This window comes from Streptococcus sp. HMSC067A03 (assembly GCF_001814295.1).
Lineage (GTDB): Bacteria > Bacillota > Bacilli > Lactobacillales > Streptococcaceae > Streptococcus > Streptococcus constellatus.
Genome location: NZ_KV815642.1, coordinates 22,822 through 41,928, shown reverse-complemented (window position 1 = coordinate 41,928; position 19,107 = coordinate 22,822). Strand labels below are relative to the sequence as shown.

The window sequence follows — 19,107 nt, the reverse complement described above, 5'->3', positions numbered from 1 at the left end:
TGATAAAATAGATAAGTGATGAAAACGATTAGAATTAAAAATGAGCAAAACATTCAACAAATTGAACATACAGTATTAGTGCTAGGATATTTTGACGGATTACATAAAGGTCATCAAGCACTGTTTGCTGAGGCGAGAAAGATTGCAGCAGCAAAGGATTTGAAAATTGCAGTGCTGACTTTCCCAGAATCTCCCAAATTAGCCTTTGTACGGTATCAGCCTTCGCTAATGCTTCATTTGACAAGCCCAGAAGAGCGCTTACAACAATTAGAAAATCTTGGCGTAGATTATCTTTATTTGGTTGATTTCACTAGTCAGTTTGCTCGCAATACGGCTGAACAATTTTTTACAAAATACATCTCGCGTTTGAAAGCAAAAACAGTCATTGCAGGTTTTGATTATCATTTTGGTTCTGATCGACGCAGTGCGGAAGATTTGGAGAAACTGTTTGAAGGACAAGTTATCATAGTTCCTTCTGTAAATTTCAATGGAGTAAAAATTAGCTCAACTCGCATTCGAGAGACGGTACTGGCAGGAAATGTCGCAGAGAGCAATCAATTGCTGGGCTATTCGCTATCCACTAGTGGAATTGTTGTTCATGGCAATGCAAGAGGGCGAACGATTGGCTATCCAACAGCAAATCTTGCTCCGCTGGATCGAGTTATTTTACCAGCAGATGGTGTCTATGTGGTCGATGTAGAGCATGACGGACAGATGTATCGCGGAATGGCTAGCGTCGGGAAAAATGTCACTTTTGAAGGTGATGAACTTCGTTTTGAAGCCAATATTTTTGATTTTTCACAAGATATTTATGGTGATACTATTCGTATTTTTTGGTTGGATAAAATTCGAGATATGGTTAAATTCGATAATGTGGACGAACTAGTCAAGCAATTGCAAGCCGATAAGGAAATCGCAAGATATTGGTCTCCTAAAAATGAAAACCACTAAATCATGTATTAAGCTTCTTGTTTTTCCTAAAAAAATAGGAGAAAATTTGTAAAAATGCCTAGTAATCTTACATAAAATTTAGTATAATGATAACAGTTACAAATAATAAGAAGAGAAATGCATGGTTACACTATTTTTATCACCGAGTTGTACAAGTTGTCGCAAGGCGCGTGCATGGCTATCCAATCATGAAGTTCCTTTTGAGGAGCACAATATCATGACGAGTCCTTTATCTGCTCCAGAATTACAACATATCCTTTCTCTGACAGAGAATGGAACAGATGACATCATTTCAACTCGTTCAAAAATTTTTCAAAAATTAAATTTAGATGTTGAGAATTTATCAATTTCTGAATTACTTCGTTTAATCGAAGAAAATCCAAGTCTTTTGCGTCGCCCGATTATTTTAGAAGGTAAACGAATGCAAATTGGATTTAACGAAGATGAAATCCGTGCGTTTTTACCTCGCGGATATAGAAAACAGGAATTGCGCGATGCAACTCTAAGAGCTGAGATTGAATAATATGAATAAAAACTATCGTTACCCACTAGACATGTCGTGGAGCACTGAAGAGCTTGCTTCAGTGCTTTCTTTTTTGAATGATGTAGAGCGGGCTTATGAAGAAAAAATAACAGCAGAAGAAATACTATCATCTTACAAACTCTTCAAAAAAATTGTTCCAAGCAAAGCTGAAGAAAAGCGGATTGGACGTGAATTTGAAATAGCAAGTGGCTATTCCTTATATCGAGCTGTTCAAGCTGCAAAACAAAAGGAGAAAGGAATGTTTTCTCTTGGAAAAGAAATTTAATTTTGCTAAACAAATTGTTCTGAATGTAGCTTCTTACATCAAAGAGCATTTGGATGATCAATTAGAAATCGAAACCAAATCCAGTCCGTCTGATTTGGTAACTCAAATGGACAAGGAAGTTCAGGATAATTTAGTAACCTGGATTTTAGAAGCTTATCCTACGGATCACATTTTAGCTGAGGAAAATGGACTGCGTCATTCTATTTCGGATGGCAATGTTTGGGTCATTGATCCTATTGATGGTACAAATAATTTTGTCGCACAAAAAGCTGATTTTGCTGTTGTATTGGCTTATTTTGAAAATGGGATTGGTCAATTTGGCGTCATTTATGATGTGATAGGAGACAAGTTGTACCATGGTGGTGGTCAATTTGATGTCTATTGCAATGAGCAGAAATTGCCTTCTTACCAAGATCGTCCCTTGAATCAATTTTTAATGGCATCAAATGCTGGTATTTTTGAGCGCAATGATTGGGGAATTGCTGATTTGGCGAAAGAAACCTTAGGAGTTCGAGTGTATGGAAGTGCTGCAATCAGCTTTAGTAAGGTTTTGTCAGGTCAACTTTTGACTTATATTTCCTATATTTGCCCTTGGGATTATGCTGCAGCTTCCATTATGGGAGATAAATTAGGATATACGACAGTGACATTTGATGGTAAGCAGCCTGATTTTGAAAGTCATCAGGGGATTATGATGATTCCAATGATGAAATTAGACGAAATTAAAAAATACATATATCGAAAGCGAGAGGATTAGATGCATTTTCCAAAAGGATTTAAAGAAAAATACTACAATCTTTTGGGAGAGGAGGCTCCCTCTTTTTTTCTAACTTTTGATGAGGAGCCGGTTTCCGCTTTTCGAGTAAATCCACTAAAAGAACATCAAAAACATTTTCTAAATCCTATCTCCAACACGAACTGGGGTTATTATGGCAAGATTTCTGGAAAATCAATAGAGCATGTCACAGGCTTGGTGTATTCTCAAGAACCTGCTGCGCAAATGGTTGCTCAAATTGCAGCACCGCGTCAGGATATGAAAGTGCTTGATTTGGCTGCAGCGCCGGGTGGGAAATCCACTCATTTGTTGTCATACTTGAATAATACAGGTGTGCTTGTTTCCAATGAAATCAATTCAAAGCGTTCAAAGGTTTTAGTAGAAAATATTGAGCGTTTTGGAGCGAGAAATGTAGTGGTGACTAATGAATCTGCTGATAGGTTAAGGCAAGTTTTTCAAGGTTATTTTGATTTGATTGTCTTAGATGCACCTTGCTCTGGTGAAGGAATGTTTAGAAAGCAGCCGGAAGCAATGGAATATTGGAGTGAATCTTATCCGACTCAGTGTGCGCAGGTTCAGCGTGAGATATTGGAAAATACGGTAAAAATGTTGGCGACGAATGGCGAACTCATTTATTCCACTTGTACTTGGTCACCAGAGGAAAACGAACAAATAGTGGATTGGTTGTTAGAAAATTATCCGCTTGAATTAGTCGAAATTCCTAAAATCAATGGGATGATTGCAGGTATTAACTTTCCAGAAACTGCACGTATGTATCCTCACCGTTTCAAAGGTGAAGGTCAATTTGTTGCAAAATTTCGCCTTTGTAGTAAGCAGTCAGCAAAAAAATTAAAAGTAAAAAAGAGCCATCTGACATCTGAGCAGAAGATGTTGTGGCAAGAGTTTCAAAGAGAACATCTAGCTATAGATCTGACTGGAGAATTACAGACTTTCGGTGATCATTTGTATCTGTTACCACTAGGGCTGCCAGATATGTCGAAATTAAAAATTGCTAGAAATGGCTTATATCTGGGAGTCTTTAAGAAAAAACGTTTTGAACCAAGTTTTGCTTTGGGCCTTGCTTTAAAATCAAACGAGGTGAAGCGAGTAATTGAAATTGATGAGGAGCAATTTAAAAAATATGTTGCTGGTGAAATAGTAAATCTCGATCAAAAATATGGAAATGGTTGGTACCAGATAATCGTTCAAGGCAATGGTCTAGGATTTGCAAAAGTAACTGGAAATATTCTGAAAAATTATTTTCCAAAAGGCCTCAGATTTCAATAAAAAATCTTTCCAAAATCATCTATATATGTTATAGTGAGATGAGATGCAAAGAAGTTAGAAAAACCATAGATCAACAAGCGTTTTCATATCTTAAAAGGAGATTATTTTGGTAAAGCATAAAAAAATACTTTTGTTTATTACTCTTATGTTTTGTAGTATCAGTTTGTCAGCTTGTGCTTCCTGGATTAACCGTGGTGAATCAATAACAGCTGTAGGCTCAACTGCTTTGCAGCCTTTGATTGAAGCAGTTGTAGACAAATATACTGAAGAAAACCCGAAAAAAATTGTCAATGTGCAAGGTGGTGGATCAGGTACAGGATTATCACAAGTTCAATCAGGTGCAGTAGATATTGGAAATAGTGATTTGTTTGCAGAAGAAAAAGACGGAATCAAGGCTAAAACTTTGGTGGATCACCAAGTTGCTGTAGCGGGTACTGCGATTATTGCAAATAAAGGAATTAAGGTAAATAATTTATCAACAGATCAACTACGCAAAATTTTTACTGGTGAATATACGAACTGGAAACAAGTTGGCGGGCAGGATTTGGAAATTACAATTATCAATCGTGCGGTCGGTTCTGGTAGCCGTGCTGTTTTTGATAGTATTATTATGAAGGGCAAGGAAGCCAAGCAGGCGCAGGAGCAAGATTCTAACGGAATGGTCAAAACGATTGTGTCGCAGACTCCAGGTGCTATTTCTTACTTAGCTTTTTCTTATGTTGATACGAGTGTAAAAAGTTTAAATTTGAATGGCTATAAGCCCACAAAGAAAAATGTAACACTTAATAATTGGCCACTTTGGTCTTACGAACATATGTACACTAAGGGAGAACCCAATAAACTTGCTAAGAAATTTCTGGATTATATAATGACAGCAGAAGTACAAAATAATATTGTGGGAAAAATGGGCTATATTCCTATCAATGATATGAAAGTGACTCGTAGTCTTGATGGAACAATTAGCTCAAAGTAACAGAAAAGAGTATAGAATAACATGAACGAAGTAGCAAAAAAAATGCTGACAAAGTCAAAGAATTCTCGTTTGGAATCTTTTGGAAAAACCATTACCTTTCTTTGTATGAGTTTAATTGTCTTTGTCGTTGCAATGATTTTATTGTTTGTAGCAGAGAAAGGTCTTTCGACCTTCTTTGTTAATAAAGTAAATATCTTCAGTTTTCTTTTCGGAGCAACATGGAATCCATCTGGTAAGGAGTTTGGCGCTCTACCGATGATTCTTGGCTCTTTCCTCGTAACTCTTCTATCAGCGTTATTGGCGACACCATTTGCAATTGGAGCGGCTGTTTTTATGACGGAGGTTTCTCCTAAAGGTTCAAAAATTCTCCAACCGGCTATTGAACTTTTAGTCGGAATTCCATCGGTTGTATACGGTTTTATTGGCTTACAGGTTGTCGTTCCCTTTGTTCGTAGTATGTTTGGCGGGACAGGTTTTGGAATTTTATCGGGGATTTTTGTTCTCTTTGTCATGATTTTACCGACGGTGACTTTTATGACAACAGATAGTTTACGGGCTGTACCGCGCCATTATCGAGAAGCCAGTATGGCGATGGGAGCTACTCGCTGGCAAACTATTTGGCGCGTGACGTTAAAAGCAGCTCGATCCGGTATTTTTACAGCTATTGTCTTTGGAATGGCTCGTGCTTTTGGTGAGGCGCTGGCGATTCAAATGGTTGTAGGAAATTCAGCCGTTATTCCAACCTCTTTGACGACACCTGCTGCAACTTTGACTTCTATCTTAACAATGGGAATTGGCAATACTGTTATGGGAACTGTTAATAACAATGTCCTTTGGTCACTCGCTCTGGTTTTACTTTTGATGAGCTTAGCTTTCAATACTGTGATTAAGTTGATTACAAAGGAAAGAGGTAAGAAGAACTATGCACGCTAAAAAAATAGATAAATTGGCTACAGGTGTCCTCTATACCATTGCAGGAATCATTGTGAGCATTCTTGCCTCTTTAATTCTTTACATTCTAGTAAGAGGATTACCTCATGTCTCTTGGAAATTCTTGACTGGACAATCGTCTTCCTATCAAGCGGGTGGAGGAATTGGAATTCAGCTTTATAATTCGTTATTTCTGTTAGTTATTACTTTAATTATTTCCATTCCGTTATCAATGGGAGCAGGAATTTACTTATCTGAATATGCGAAGAAAGGGCTGGTAACAGATTTTGTCAGAACTTGTATTGAAATTTTATCATCTTTGCCTTCCGTTGTTGTCGGTCTCTTTGGATATTTGATTTTTGTTATTCAATTCCAATATGGTTTTTCAATCATTTCTGGTGCTCTGGCTTTAACTGTATTTAATTTGCCACAAATGACACGTAGTGTAGAAGATAGCTTACAGCATGTGCATCATACACAGCGTGAAGCGGGACTTGCTCTTGGCATTTCTCGTTGGGAAACGATTATTCATGTTGTAGTTCCAGAAGCATTACCAAGTATTGTGACAGGAGTTGTATTAGCTTCTGGACGAATTTTTGGTGAAGCAGCTGCACTTATCTATACAGCAGGTCAATCCGCCCCAGCCCTTGACTGGTCAAATTGGAATATTTTCAGTGTGACTAGCCCAATTTCTGTTTTCCGTCAGGCTGAAACTTTGGCTGTTCACATTTGGAAAGTCAATAGTGAAGGAACGATTCCTGATGCAGTAGAAGTGTCAGCTGGATCAGCAGCAGTACTTCTTATCTTTATTTTAATCTTTAACCTTGGAGCCCGTAAGCTCGGAAGTTACCTGCATAAGAAATTAACATCTGCCTAAAAGGAGAAGAAATGACAGAATATAACTGGAACGAAAAACATATTGTTACTTTTCCTGAGGAAGAGGTTGTTTTATCAACGAAGGATTTGCATGTTTACTATGGCAAAAACGAATCCATTAAAGGGGTTGATATGCAGTTCAAGAAAAATAAGATTACAGCTCTTATCGGGCCTTCAGGTTCTGGTAAGTCAACCTATCTTCGCAGCTTGAATCGGATGAATGATACGATTGACATTGCTAAGGTCACTGGTGAAATCTGGTATGAAGGTATTGACATTAATCGCCCAGATATCAATGTCTATGAAATGCGGAAGCATATCGGAATGGTCTTTCAAAGACCAAATCCTTTTGCCAAATCTGTTTACCGCAACATCACCTTTGCGCATGAACGTGCCGGTGTTAAGGATAAGAAAATCTTAGATGAAATTGTAGAAACATCTCTAAAACAAGCAGCTCTGTGGGAACAAGTAAAGGATGACCTTCATAAATCTGCTTTGATGTTATCAGGCGGTCAGCAGCAACGTCTCTGCATTGCCAGAGCCATTTCCGTGAAGCCAGAAATACTTCTAATGGATGAACCTGCTTCTGCACTCGATCCAATCGCAACAGCGCAGTTAGAAGAAACGATGTTAGAGTTGAAGAAGAACTATACGATTATCATCGTGACCCACAGCATGCAGCAAGCAGCGCGTGCGAGCGATTATACTGGTTTCTTCTATCTTGGTGATTTAATCGAATATGATGAAACAGCCAATATTTTCCAAAATGCTAAGTTACAGTCTACGAATGACTATGTTTCTGGTCATTTTGGCTAAGAAAATTGCTGCTTAATTAGAATTTATTAAAGGATTATCAAAATGACAGAACCTATTTTACAAATCAAGGACTTGTCGGTTTATTATAACAAAAAGAAAGCTCTTAATAGTGTATCGTTGGATGTATTGCCTCATGAGATTACAGCTTTGATTGGTCCTTCTGGGTCGGGAAAATCAACCCTCTTAAAAGCAATTAATCGCATGGGTGATTTAAATCCCGAGGTGACAACGACAGGTACTGTAATTTACAATGGACATAATATTTATAGTCCGAGGACAGATACGGTAGAGCTTCGAAAAGAAATTGGAATGGTTTTTCAACAGCCCAATCCATTTCCAATGACGATTTATGAAAATGTTGTCTATGGTCTGCGAATCAATGGTGTTAGAGACAAAGAGGTGTTAGACGAAGTTGTTGAATCTTCACTCAAGAGTGCATCTATTTGGGATGAGGTGAAAGATCGTTTATATGATTCAGCCATTGGCTTGTCAGGTGGTCAGCAGCAACGTGTCTGTGTGGCGCGTGTCTTGGCAACGAGTCCAAAAATTATTCTTTTAGATGAGCCGACATCAGCACTTGATCCCGTTTCTGCCGGAAAAATTGAAGAAACACTGCATGGACTGAAAGATAAATATACGATGTTACTGGTGACGCGTTCGATGCAGCAAGCTAGCCGTATTTCAGACAAGACAGCGTTCTTCCTGGGTGGAGATTTAATTGAATTTAATACTACAAAAGAAATGTTTCTCAGTCCAATTCATAAAGAAACAGAAGATTACATTACAGGAAAATTTGGCTAGAAAGATGGATGCTACTTTTTGTTAGTTCAGCCAATCACGAGGATTATTGATCCTCTTTATATCTGACGAAAGGAAATTTTATGCTTAGAGTACAATTTGAAGAAGATTTAGCAAAACTTCATAACCAATTTTACGCGATGGGAAATGAAGTGTTATCACAGATTAACCGCACAGTTCGTGCATTTGTGACCCACGATCGTGAATTGGCAAAAGAGGTTATTGAAGAAGACGCAGAGGTCAATGAATATGAAGTAAAGTTGGAGAAAAAGTCTTTAGAAATCATTGCTTTGCAGCAGCCTGTTTCACAAGATTTACGAACCGTTATTACAGTTTTGAAGGCAAGTAGTGATGTGGAAAGAATGGGGGATCATGCCGTTTCCATTGCACAAGCGACGATCCGTATGAAAGGAGAAGTTCGCATCCAATCTGTTGAAGAAGAAATCAGCAAGATGGGGCGTGATGTTAAGAACTTTGTGGAAGCGGCACTTGAACTTTATCTTAATGGTGATGTGGATAAGGCTTATGAAGTTGCAGCTATGGATGAGAAAATTAATCAGTATTTTGATGATATTCGAGATCTAGCAACGCAAGAAATTAAGGCAAATCCAGATTTGATTGTTACAGGCCGTGATTATTTCCAAGTTATTTCATATCTGGAACGTATTGGTGATTATGCTAAAAATATCTGCGAATGGGTTGTTTACTTTGAAACAGGTAAAATCGTTGAAATGTAAATACTAACTGAAAAAATTTGAGAATAATTTCTCAGATTTTTTATTTTCTTCTTCCTTTTCCGAATAAGGATATGAGGAGGTTTTTTATGTATAGTATTTCATTTCAGGAAGATTCTTTATTGCCAAGAGAACGTTTGGTAGCAGAAGGTGCAGAACAATTGAGCAATCAAGAATTGTTATCCATTCTTATCCGAACTGGCAATAAAAAAGAAACTGTTTTTCAAGTTTCCCAACGAATTTTATCAACAATTTCTAGTTTAAATGATTTGCGTAATATGACACTACAAGAATTACAATCAATTTCTGGAATTGGACGTATCAAAGCTATTGAATTGCAAGCCATGATTGAGTTGGGACAGCGAATTAGTAAAGCAGAATTGATTATGCAAGAGCAAATTTTAAGTAGTCAAAAGTTAGCGAAAAAAATGCAACAGGAATTGGGGCATAAAAAACAGGAACATCTTGTTGCTTTATATCTAGACACTCAAAATAAAATCATTCATCAACAGACTATTTTTATCGGCAGTGTGTCACGTAGCATTGCAGAGCCGCGAGAAATTCTGCATTATGCCGTGAGGCATATGGCGACATCCATTATTTTGGTACACAATCATCCTTCAGGAGCTGTATTACCAAGCAGAAACGACGATGAAGTGACCAAACATGTAAAAGAAGCGTGTGAGCTAATGGGCTTCATCTTACTGGATCATCTCATCGTCGCTGAGAAAGATTATTATAGCTATCGAGAAGAAACGGAATTGATTTAGAGTTTATTGACAACATAGTCAAAGAGTAACCGATCTTTAGGACGTGTTTCAAATAAGAATTCTGGATGCCATTGAACTCCCAGATAAGCGATTTCATCAGTTGTAGTAATGGCTTCAATGGTATTATCTTTTGGATCATGGGCGATGACTTCGACATTTTCTGCTAAATCTTTAATACTTTGATGATGGAAAGAATTTATATGAGATACTTCACCATAAATCTTTTCCAAAACAGAATCAGGTTTGGTAACTAACTTTTGAGTAGTATACTCTGCAGAACTGTCTTGCCAATGATGTTCAATATCTTGATAAAGAGTTCCGCCCATTGCGACATTAAACAACTGTGTACCGCGGCAAACAGTAAAAATTGGTTTTTGCTGTTGGACCGCTTCATGGATTAAGGATAATTCAAACACATCACGCTCCAAATGATAATCATCACTATCAATCATTTTTTCTTCACCATAGAATTGTGGTGATACATTTTGTCCACCTGTTAGGATAAGTTTATCAATCATCTTGATGTAATGCTGAGCCATGTCTGCATCTCCAATTGGCAATATGACAGGAATTCCACCAACTTCTTTTACGCCTTCCACAAATCCTTTAGCAGCATAGCTCATGATGGCAAATTCGTCTTCAGGGTTGGGTCTTTCATTTCCAGTAATTCCGATAAGGGGTTTCTTCATAAATAAATATCTGCTCTTTCTAATTATTTAATACCCTTTTTTCATAAAGTAGAGGAGTGTTTGCAGCTCACTTGTCAAGTCAACATATTGAACAACAACATCTTTTGGAACGGTTAAGTGAACGGGTGAGAAACTGAGAATACCTTTTACGCCAGCTTCTACAAGGATAGTTGCCACTTCTTGAGCTCTTGTACTTGGAACCGTCAAAATAGCGGTCTTTACATCTACATCTTTTAGTTTATCATTTACTTGTGAAATGCCATAAATAGGAATCCCGTCATTTGTAATCGTTCCAACTTCAGGATGATCATCGGTGTCAAATGCCATAACAATCTTCATTTTATTACGTTCATGGAAGCGGTAGTGGAGTAATGCGTGTCCCATATTACCGATACCGACTAACATCACATTGGTAATAGAATGATCATGAAGTAAATCAGCAAAAAAATTCATGAGTTTTTTTACATCATAACCATACCCACGACGACCTAATTCACCAAAGTAAGAAAAATCACGACGAACAGTTGCAGAATCAATCCCGATAGCATCTGCGATTTGTTTTGAATTGGCTTTTTCAATTTTTTCAGAATTAAATCGTTTAAAAATCCGATAATAAAGAGAGAGCCTTTTAGCAGTTGCGCGTGGAATGGTTGTATTTCTTTCAGATTTCACAAAATCACATCCTTTCAAAGACTATTTTATAGAAAGTTTGTGAAAAAATCAACTTATTTGATGGAAATAGAAAAGGAGTAGGAGAAAAACCAAAACTTTCGATTTGTCACCCTACTCTATTTTTTATCTTTTTACAGTTCTAAAATGAACTGTTGAGCTATAGCTATTTACTTAATGTTCTTGTTTGGTGAAAATACCACGTTCAACCAAACTATCCATTAGAAAATAAAATTTTTCTTGAATGATCTGATTGGTTTCTGATTTGAAAATGTTAACCAAGCGAAGACCAGATTTGTCTGTAATATTGATTTTCACACCTGAAAGCTCTTTGTTGATAATGATTTTTAACAAAAAACCATCACCACTATTTGGAACACTTTCTAATAAACGTGTTAATTCATAATTTCCAACTTTTGTTTCAGAAAAAGTGTTATCACGCAAAGTAAATTTTTTTACGTTTTCTCCAAGAGAGTAGCTATATGGGCAATCTTTTAAGTGAATAGTGGTCTGAAAAGCCATCTATTTATCCTCCTAAAATTTCTTTTAATATTGTGGTAAATTGGTGAACTTCTTCTGAAGTATTTTGTTCTGAAAAGCTAATGCGGATAGATTCCTTTAATCGCTCTGAATCACTACCATAAAAAGCTTCAAGAACGTGACTTGGTTCAACTGTACCTGCTGTACAAGCAGATCCGGTTGAAATAGAAATTCCTGCCAAGTCTAAACGCATTAGTAATAAGTCATTAGCCTGTTTAGGAAAGCCAAGATTTATTACATAGGGAAGTGTATGAGAATCATTATTGACATAGTAGTCTATTCCGTCCAGTTCAGCGAGAAGCTGTTTTTTTAAGCTTTCCACATGACTTATATTTTCTGGATAGCCCTTAAGATTTTCTTTTAAAGCTGCAATCATTCCAGCGATAGCTGCTAAATTTTCAGTACCTGCACGTCTTTTATCTTCTTGATCTCCGCCATGTAAAAATTTATCAAATTTCATCTGATTGGCATACAAGAAACCAATGCCTTTAGGACCATGAAATTTATGAGCTGATGCACTCATAAAATCAATTCCTAGTTCTTCGGGATACACAGGTAATTTGCCCATAATTTGTACTGCATCCACATGATAAGCAGCGGGATGATGTTTCAAAACTTCAGCAATTTCTTTGATTGGAAGCAGGTAGCCAGTTTCATTGTTGGCATACATAGTGGAGACAAGTATAGTATCCTCTCTAAGAGCTTCTTTTATCTGCTGAGCTGTGATTTCTCCATTTTGGGGTTGGATATAAGTCGCTTCAAAGCCAAACTTATCTACCAGATATTCAATAGTTGCAAGCACAGAATGATGTTCGATAGCAGTGGTGATAATGTGCTTTCCTTGATCTTGATGGGCTAAGGCATACCCTTTTATGGCTGTATTGTTACTTTCTGTCCCACCTGATGTAAAGATGATATGTTGACTTTTAGTATGAAGTAGGTCAGCAAGTTCTTGTCGTTCTTTGCGAAGAATTTTGTTAGCAGCTCTGCCGTGGTTATGGATACTAGATGGATTACCAAAGGTATTTTCCATAACCTGTGTCATAGCAGTCATAGCAGTCTTTGACATGGGTGTTGTTGCTGCATTATCGAAATAAATCAAGATTTCTCCTTATTTCTTTTTATTATAGGCAAATAGAGGACTAACGGGTTTTCTTTTATGGATACGAACGATTGCGTCTCCAATTAGCTCGCTTGCAGTGATGTATTGAACATTTTTCGGAGTTTTTTCTTTCGTTGCAACTGAGTCAGTAACCAGGATTTCTTTGATAGGAGAGTTATCTAACTTTTCAGCGGCTCCCTCAACAAATAAACCATGACTAGAAACTGCATAAATTTCTGTTGCACCTTCGCGTTCAACAATTTTTGAGGCTTCAGCAAATGTACGACCAGTATTTAAAATATCATCAATAAGGATAGCTTTTTTCCCAGCTACATCTCCGATAATATAGCCTTCGTTACGGTGGGTATCGTCTTGAGCGTAGTCGATAATTGCAATCGGAGCATCTAAATGCTCTGCTAAGCTTCTAGCACGTTTAACACCAGAATTTTTTGGACTAACCACAACAACATCTTCACCAGACAAGCCTTTTTCACAGTAATGTTTGGCAAAGAGAGGGACAGTGTAAAGGTTATCAACAGGGATATCAAAGAAACCTTGAACTTGAACGGCATGCAAATCAAGGGTTAGAACACGATCAACTCCTGCTTTTACCAACATATTTGCTACCAGTTTTGCCGTAATTGGTTCACGAGGAGCAGCAGTGCGATCCTGGCGCGCATAGCCAAAATATGGCATCACGACATTGACAGAGTTAGCGCTAGCGCGATTGCAGGCATCCACCATGATGAGAAGTTCCATCAAATGATTATTGACAGGGAAACTCGTTGACTGAATGATAAATACATCAAAACCACGTACACTTTCTTCGATGTTAACTTGAATTTCACCATCTGAAAATTGACGTGAGGATAGTTTTCCAAGAGATACGCCAGCAGCTTGAGCAATTTTTTCGGCGATATCGTGATTGGAATTTAGTGCAAACAACTTCATCTGTGCTTTATCCGTCAGTATATCCATCATAACTTATATAAGACTCCTTTTGATTTCTACACTCCATTTTATCAAAAAATAAGCAAAATTTCAGCTTTTTATTCATAAGTTTTGAGCAAATCTTGCAACTTTAGGTTTTGCATATTTATAATGGATATGATGAGCTTGTAAAAAGTAATTGAATTGTTCTTTTCCAATTTCAGCATCTGTCACTTCCAGCTCTAATTCATAGTCTGTTTTGTCAAAATAATGATTTTCATCAAGTGCCATCAAGCCAATAGTAGTTTCTTTTTCATAGCGAATAGTTGTCAAGCTCCCTAGAATCTTTAATTTCTCGAGGTTGATAGCAGCCTGAGTCAGCAGGGTGCGTATTTTTCCTTCAGGTAGCACACATGTATTGATGAAAGTGTGAGACTCTTCTAAAGTGAGAAATTGATTGTATTCCATATTACCGACCTGCTGCGGAATTTTCAAAGTTAATTCGGCACGAGTTTCAAAAGTACGAATCCGAAGTGCCATTTTTGCATCTCGAATTGAAAAGTCGGCTGTGTCAATATAGTAGTTTATCTGCATGGTAGCTTTTATCTTTGAAAACAGTGGTAACAGCTGTTGGTACTCATTTTTTGTCAGAAGCGTTTTGTATTCAATTTCCAAATGATTCATTTTCCAATCCTTTTCTTTTGTTTGAAAGCGATTTATGTTATAATAAGTATTGTGTTTATTTTATAAAAAATTAAGTAAAATGACAAGGTGAGTGTATGCAATTAGAGTGGGAAGAGTTTCTGGATCCTTATATTCAAGCGGTTGGTGAATTAAAGATCAAACTGCGTGGGATTCGTAAACAGTATCGAAAACAAAAAAAGCATTCTCCGATTGAGTTTGTGACAGGTCGTGTAAAACCGATAGAAAGCATCAAAGAAAAAATGGCTTTGCGCGGGATTAAAGAGGAAAATCTAGCGCAAGATATGCAAGATATAGCAGGTTTGCGGGTCATGGTTCAATTTGTGGATGATGTGGAAGAAGTTTTGGATGTTTTGCGAAAGCGGCATGATATGCGGATTGTTCAAGAGCGAGACTATATTAAAAACCGTAAGGCTAGTGGATATCGAAGTTATCATGTCATTGTTGAATACCCAGTTGATACCATTGATGGCAACAAAACAGTTTTGGCAGAGATTCAAATCCGCACTTTGTCCATGAACTTTTGGGCAACAATTGAACATTCGCTGAATTATAAATATAAGGGTGAATTTCCAGATGAAATTAAGAAACGTCTGGAGATTACCGCAAAAATCGCCTATCAATTGGACGAAGAAATGGGGAAAATTCGTGATGATATTCAAGAAGCGCAAGCTTTATTTGACCCAATCAGTCGCAAATTGAATGACGGCGTAGGAAATAGTGACGATACAGATGAAGAATATAGATAAAAGAATAGGAATTATCAGTAATCGCAGACGGCAAAGCCAAGAAATTTGTCGCCAATTAAAACAAAAATTAAAGCAAAATCATTTTATTTTGAATGATAATAATCCTGACATTGTCATTTCAATCGGTGGCGACGGGATGCTTTTATCAGCTTTTCATAAGTATGAAGAGCAGTTGGATAAAGTTCGTTTTGTCGGTGTCCATACGGGACATTTGGGCTTTTATACGGATTATCGAGATTTTGAATTGGACAAATTAATTAATAACTTAAAATTAGATACTGGTGCGAAAGTGTCCTATCCGATTTTAAATGTTAAAATTTTCCATGGAAATAATGAAATTTGTATAAAGCGTGCATTAAACGAAGCGACAATCAAGCGTTCTGGACGAACAATGGTCGCCGATGTTATTATCAATCAAGTCCATTTTGAGCGCTTTCGTGGTGATGGTATTTCCGTATCAACTCCGACAGGAAGTACAGCTTACAATAAATCGTTAGGCGGAGCTGTTCTGCATCCAACGATTGAAGCTCTTCAGATTGCAGAAGTTGCAAGTTTAAACAATCGTGTATTTCGAACCTTAGGCTCCTCAATTATCGTTCCTAAGAAAGATAAAATTGAAATCGTGCCGACTTGGAATGACCGACATGCGATTTCGATTGACAATCAGAATTTTATGATAAACAATATTTCTAAAATTGAATTTCAAATTGATCAACATAAGATTAACTTTCTTGCTACACCGAGTCATACGAGTTTCTGGAATCGTGTAAAAGATGCTTTTATTGGCGAGGTGGAGGAATGAGGTTTGAATTTACTGCAGATGAACATGTTAAAGTTAAGACCTTTTTAAAAAAGCACGAAATTTCCAAAAGTTTGCTCGCAAAAATTAAGTTTTCTGGTGGAGATATTCACGTAAATGGTAAGAAGCAAAATGCCATTTATTTGTTAGATATTGGCGATAAAGTTGCCATCGATATTCCAGCTGAAGAAAGTTTTAGCAGTCTACGAGCAGTAGAAAGGGAATTAGAAATTGTCTATGAAGATGAACATTTTCTAATTTTGAATAAGCCATCTGGTATAGCAAGCATTCCTAGTGTGAATCATTCTAATACAATGGCAAATTTTGTAAAAGCTTATTACATTTCTAATCATTATGAAAATCAACAGATTCATATTGTGACACGTTTGGATAAAGATACAAGTGGTCTGATGCTGTTTGCAAAACATGGTTATGCTCATGCAAGACTGGACAAGCAGTTGCAAAAGAAAATCATTGAGAAACATTATTATGCTTTGGTCAAGGGTTCTGAACCGTTAAAGCCAGAAGGAGACATTGTTGCTCCCATCGCGCGAGAAGATAGCAGTATTATTACACGCTGTGTAGCGAAAAATGGGAAATATGCTCATACGAGCTATAAGGTTCTAGCGCAATATGGTGATGTTTATCTTGTCGATATTCATCTTCACACAGGACGGACACACCAGATTAGGGTACATTTTTCTTATATTGGCTTTCCGTTATTAGGAGATGATTTGTATGGTGGCAGCTTGACAGATGGCATGACACGACAAGCTCTTCATTGCCATTCATTGCGTTTTTACAATCCATTTCATGAGGAAGTTGTGAATAAATCGAGTCCTCTTCCGGAAGATTTCCAAGCAGTGATTCAAAAATTAAGCAATAAAAAGGAGTAAAACATGAAAATTTTTGAAACGATTCGTGAAGCACTTCAAGACAAAGAAGTAAAAATTGTCCTACCAGAAGGTGAAGAACCACGTATTCTTCAAGCGACAAAACGTTTGGTAAATGAAACAAGTATTACACCTGTTTTGTTAGGAAATCCTGAAAAAATTCGGATTTATCTTGAGATTGAAAGTGTGACAGATGGTTATGAGGTTATTGATCCTCAAAATTGTTCTTGCTTTGAAGAAATGGTGGCAGCTTTCGTTGAACGCCGTAAAGGAAAAATCACAGAAGACGAAGCTCGGAAACTCTTGAAAGAGGATGTCAATTATTTTGGTGTCATGCTCGTTTATCTTGGAAAAGTACAAGGGATGGTTTCTGGTGCAGTTCATTCTACTGCAAGCACAGTTCGCCCAGCCCTTCAAATTATTAAAACCCTTCCTTGGGTTTCTCGTACATCTGGTGCTTTTCTCATGGTTCGTGACGATGAACGTTATGTTTTCAGTGATTGTGCCATCAATATTGATCCAGACGCTAAAACATTAGCAGAAATTGCCATTAACTCAGCATTAACTGCACAAATCTTTGGTATTGATCCGAAAGTAGCGATGCTTAGTTATTCAACTAAAGGATCTGGATTTGGTGAAAAGGTTGATAAAGTCGTTGAAGCCACAAAACTAGCGCAGGAAATGCGACCTGACCTTGCCATTGATGGAGAATTACAATTTGACGCAGCTTTTGTACCTAAAACAGCAGAATTAAAGGCTCCTGGCAGCAATGTAGCTGGACAAGCGACTGTTTTCGTCTTTCCTAGTATCGAAGCTGGAAATATCAGCTATAAAATGGCAGAGCGTCTCGGCGGTTTTTCAGCAGTTGGTCCTATTTTGCAAGGGTTGAATCATCCAGTAAATGATCTTTCACGAGGATGTAATGCTGACGATGTTTATAAATTGACGTTAATTACTGCCAGCCAAGTAGTCGGTCATTATTAGAAGAATGACAAAGAATCCAGAGTTCACTTTCTGGGTTCTTGTTTTATTTTATGATATACTAAATTCATGTTAGATTTGAAGAAATACGGAATTGAAATGTGGGAGGATGAAAAAATTACATCCTTTCGCCAAAAGTTACTAACGTGGTATGATGAAAATAAACGTGATTTGCCTTGGCGGAGAAGTAATAATCCTTATCATATCTGGATTTCAGAAATTATGCTTCAGCAAACACGGGTAGACACGGTCATTCCTTACTATGAGCGCTTTTTGGATTGGTTTCCGACAGTCCAAGATTTGGCAATCGCACCAGAAGAACGCTTATTAAAAGCATGGGAGGGACTAGGATATTATTCGCGAGTGCGCAATATGCAAGAGGCGGCTCAGCAGATTGTGGCAGAGTTTGAGGGTGAGTTTCCTCACACTTACGAAGGAATTTTCAGCCTTAAAGGGATTGGTCCTTATACAGCAGGCGCTATCGCTAGTATTGCTTTTGGATTGCCAGAGCCAGCTGTTGATGGGAATGTGATGCGAGTTTTGAGTCGTTTGTTTGAGGTGAATTTAGACATCGGTATTCCAGCCAATCGGAAAGTTTTTCAAACTATGATGGAAATGTTGATTGATCCCGAAAGGCCAGGAGATTTTAACCAAGCTCTGATGGATTTGGGTTCAGATATTGAAGCGCCGGTGAATCCTCGACCAGAAGATAGCCCTGTAAAGGAATTTAGTGCTGCTTTCTTACATGGAACCATGGAGAAGTACCCTATCAAAGCTCCTAAGAAAAAACCAGTTCCAGTTTATCTGTATGGTTTGATTATCCAAGATGCTCAGGGACAGTTTCTTTTGGAAAAAAATGAGACTAGCGTCCTTTTGGCCGGATTTTGGCATTTTCCTTTAATTGAAGTAGGTGAATTTCCTGATGATGAACAGTTATCGCTTTTTGAAATAGCTGAAAATCAAGTTTCATTTGACTTATCTCCCAAAGAAAGCTTTGAACAGGATTATGATGTAGTAGTGGATTGGCAGTCAGTACACTTCCCACAGATTCAGCATGTATTTAGTCATCGCAAGTGGCAGATCCGTTTACTTTATGGTCAGGTAGTAAATGCTACAGAAATGCCTAAACAGGAACAAGTTTTATGGTTGCATCCTGATGAATTTGACAACTATCCATTTGCTAAACCTCAGCAAAAGATGTGGCAAACTTTTCAAAAAGGAAAATTAAAAGGAAATTAAATATTAAGAGACAGGGACGATATGATCCCTGCCTCGTTTGGTGATAGTAAAAAGTTACTGCTTAGTTAGTTTATAATATACTTTGAAGCTGGAAA

At 37.4% G+C, this 19,107-nt stretch carries 23 protein-coding genes; 17 read left to right on the top strand and 6 right to left on the bottom strand.

Features of this window, described 5'->3' with window-relative positions; translation table 11 throughout:
• The first annotated feature begins 18 nt into the window (after positions 1-18).
• The 12 genes from HMPREF2963_RS00890 (at position 19) to radC (ending at position 9,719) form a co-directional block, all read left to right on the top strand.
• Positions 19-951 carry a bifunctional riboflavin kinase/FAD synthetase gene (locus HMPREF2963_RS00890; protein WP_037597202.1) on the top strand — a complete coding sequence of 311 codons (933 nt, stop codon included), beginning with the start codon at positions 19-21 and terminating at the stop codon, positions 949-951.
• A 121-nt stretch (positions 952-1,072) separates the two neighbouring features.
• A complete protein-coding gene (locus tag HMPREF2963_RS00885; protein WP_037591083.1) occupies positions 1,073-1,474 on the top strand; it encodes a Spx/MgsR family RNA polymerase-binding regulatory protein in 402 nt (133 codons plus the stop codon).
• 1 nt (position 1,475) lies between these two features.
• The gene (locus tag HMPREF2963_RS00880; RefSeq protein ID WP_003069518.1) at positions 1,476-1,760 is read left to right on the top strand and encodes a UPF0223 family protein; all 285 of its coding nucleotides are present in this window, start codon (positions 1,476-1,478) and stop codon (positions 1,758-1,760) included.
• Positions 1,744-2,517 carry an inositol monophosphatase family protein gene (locus HMPREF2963_RS00875; protein ID WP_039676971.1) on the top strand — a complete coding sequence of 258 codons (774 nt, stop codon included), beginning with the start codon at positions 1,744-1,746 and terminating at the stop codon, positions 2,515-2,517. Before HMPREF2963_RS00880 ends, HMPREF2963_RS00875 begins: the two co-directional genes overlap by 17 nt.
• A complete protein-coding gene (locus HMPREF2963_RS00870; protein ID WP_070668046.1) occupies positions 2,518-3,822 on the top strand; it encodes an RsmF rRNA methyltransferase first C-terminal domain-containing protein in 1,305 nt (434 codons plus the stop codon).
• A 106-nt stretch (positions 3,823-3,928) separates the two neighbouring features.
• Positions 3,929-4,795, top strand: a complete 867-nt coding sequence (locus HMPREF2963_RS00865) for a phosphate ABC transporter substrate-binding protein PstS family protein (RefSeq protein WP_070668044.1) — start codon at positions 3,929-3,931, stop codon at positions 4,793-4,795.
• Positions 4,796-4,816: 21 nt separating this feature from the next.
• Positions 4,817-5,728 carry a phosphate ABC transporter permease subunit PstC gene (gene pstC, locus HMPREF2963_RS00860; RefSeq protein WP_003069509.1) on the top strand — a complete coding sequence of 304 codons (912 nt, stop codon included), beginning with the start codon at positions 4,817-4,819 and terminating at the stop codon, positions 5,726-5,728.
• Entirely contained in the window at positions 5,718-6,602 is an 885-nt protein-coding gene (pstA, locus tag HMPREF2963_RS00855; protein ID WP_070668042.1) for a phosphate ABC transporter permease PstA, read from the top strand. The genes pstC and pstA overlap by 11 nt, the downstream gene beginning before the upstream one ends.
• Positions 6,603-6,613: 11 nt before the next feature.
• Positions 6,614-7,417, top strand: a complete 804-nt coding sequence (pstB, locus tag HMPREF2963_RS00850; protein WP_003024159.1) for a phosphate ABC transporter ATP-binding protein PstB — start codon at positions 6,614-6,616, stop codon at positions 7,415-7,417.
• A gap of 42 nt (positions 7,418-7,459) precedes the next feature.
• Positions 7,460-8,218: a phosphate ABC transporter ATP-binding protein PstB gene (gene pstB / locus HMPREF2963_RS00845; protein WP_006267322.1), complete on the top strand. Its 759-nt coding sequence runs from the start codon at positions 7,460-7,462 to the stop codon at positions 8,216-8,218.
• Positions 8,219-8,298: 80 nt separating this feature from the next.
• Complete coding sequence (phoU, locus tag HMPREF2963_RS00840) at positions 8,299-8,952, top strand: phosphate signaling complex protein PhoU (protein WP_003069505.1); 654 nt, start codon at positions 8,299-8,301, stop codon at positions 8,950-8,952.
• A gap of 86 nt (positions 8,953-9,038) precedes the next feature.
• Positions 9,039-9,719, top strand: coding sequence for a RadC family protein (radC, locus tag HMPREF2963_RS00835; protein WP_048800804.1), 681 nt, complete (start codon positions 9,039-9,041; stop codon positions 9,717-9,719).
• Here radC and HMPREF2963_RS00830 read toward each other — a convergent pair.
• From HMPREF2963_RS00830 to HMPREF2963_RS00805, 6 genes are all read right to left on the bottom strand, one after another.
• Entirely contained in the window at positions 9,716-10,408 is a 693-nt protein-coding gene (locus tag HMPREF2963_RS00830) for a gamma-glutamyl-gamma-aminobutyrate hydrolase family protein (protein ID WP_070668040.1), read from the bottom strand. The genes radC and HMPREF2963_RS00830 overlap by 4 nt on opposite strands.
• A gap of 27 nt (positions 10,409-10,435) precedes the next feature.
• Positions 10,436-11,080 carry a redox-sensing transcriptional repressor Rex gene (locus tag HMPREF2963_RS00825; protein ID WP_070668039.1) on the bottom strand — a complete coding sequence of 215 codons (645 nt, stop codon included), beginning with the start codon at positions 11,078-11,080 and terminating at the stop codon, positions 10,436-10,438.
• A 171-nt stretch (positions 11,081-11,251) separates the two neighbouring features.
• Complete coding sequence (locus HMPREF2963_RS00820; protein WP_003069499.1) at positions 11,252-11,599, bottom strand: DUF1831 domain-containing protein; 348 nt, start codon at positions 11,597-11,599, stop codon at positions 11,252-11,254.
• Between the two features lie 4 nt (positions 11,600-11,603).
• Positions 11,604-12,719, bottom strand: coding sequence for a cysteine desulfurase family protein (locus tag HMPREF2963_RS00815; protein ID WP_070668037.1), 1,116 nt, complete (start codon positions 12,717-12,719; stop codon positions 11,604-11,606).
• 9 nt (positions 12,720-12,728) lie between these two features.
• Positions 12,729-13,688, bottom strand: coding sequence for a ribose-phosphate diphosphokinase (locus HMPREF2963_RS00810; protein WP_148132049.1), 960 nt, complete (start codon positions 13,686-13,688; stop codon positions 12,729-12,731).
• A gap of 84 nt (positions 13,689-13,772) precedes the next feature.
• The gene (locus HMPREF2963_RS00805; RefSeq protein ID WP_070668035.1) at positions 13,773-14,333 is read right to left on the bottom strand and encodes a CYTH domain-containing protein; all 561 of its coding nucleotides are present in this window, start codon (positions 14,331-14,333) and stop codon (positions 13,773-13,775) included.
• Between the two features lie 95 nt (positions 14,334-14,428).
• On the opposite strand from HMPREF2963_RS00805, the gene HMPREF2963_RS00800 reads away from it, so the two are divergent.
• From HMPREF2963_RS00800 to mutY, 5 genes are all read left to right on the top strand, one after another.
• Complete coding sequence (locus HMPREF2963_RS00800) at positions 14,429-15,100, top strand: GTP diphosphokinase (protein WP_039676990.1); 672 nt, start codon at positions 14,429-14,431, stop codon at positions 15,098-15,100.
• Positions 15,084-15,902 carry an NAD kinase gene (locus tag HMPREF2963_RS00795; RefSeq protein WP_070668033.1) on the top strand — a complete coding sequence of 273 codons (819 nt, stop codon included), beginning with the start codon at positions 15,084-15,086 and terminating at the stop codon, positions 15,900-15,902. The genes HMPREF2963_RS00800 and HMPREF2963_RS00795 overlap by 17 nt, the downstream gene beginning before the upstream one ends.
• Complete coding sequence (locus HMPREF2963_RS00790; protein WP_003069487.1) at positions 15,899-16,795, top strand: RluA family pseudouridine synthase; 897 nt, start codon at positions 15,899-15,901, stop codon at positions 16,793-16,795. Before HMPREF2963_RS00795 ends, HMPREF2963_RS00790 begins: the two co-directional genes overlap by 4 nt.
• A gap of 3 nt (positions 16,796-16,798) precedes the next feature.
• Positions 16,799-17,776, top strand: coding sequence for a phosphate acetyltransferase (gene pta / locus HMPREF2963_RS00785; protein WP_003069485.1), 978 nt, complete (start codon positions 16,799-16,801; stop codon positions 17,774-17,776).
• A gap of 66 nt (positions 17,777-17,842) precedes the next feature.
• Positions 17,843-19,012, top strand: a complete 1,170-nt coding sequence (gene mutY / locus HMPREF2963_RS00780) for an A/G-specific adenine glycosylase (RefSeq protein ID WP_070668031.1) — start codon at positions 17,843-17,845, stop codon at positions 19,010-19,012.
• Positions 19,013-19,107 lie beyond the last annotated feature (95 nt).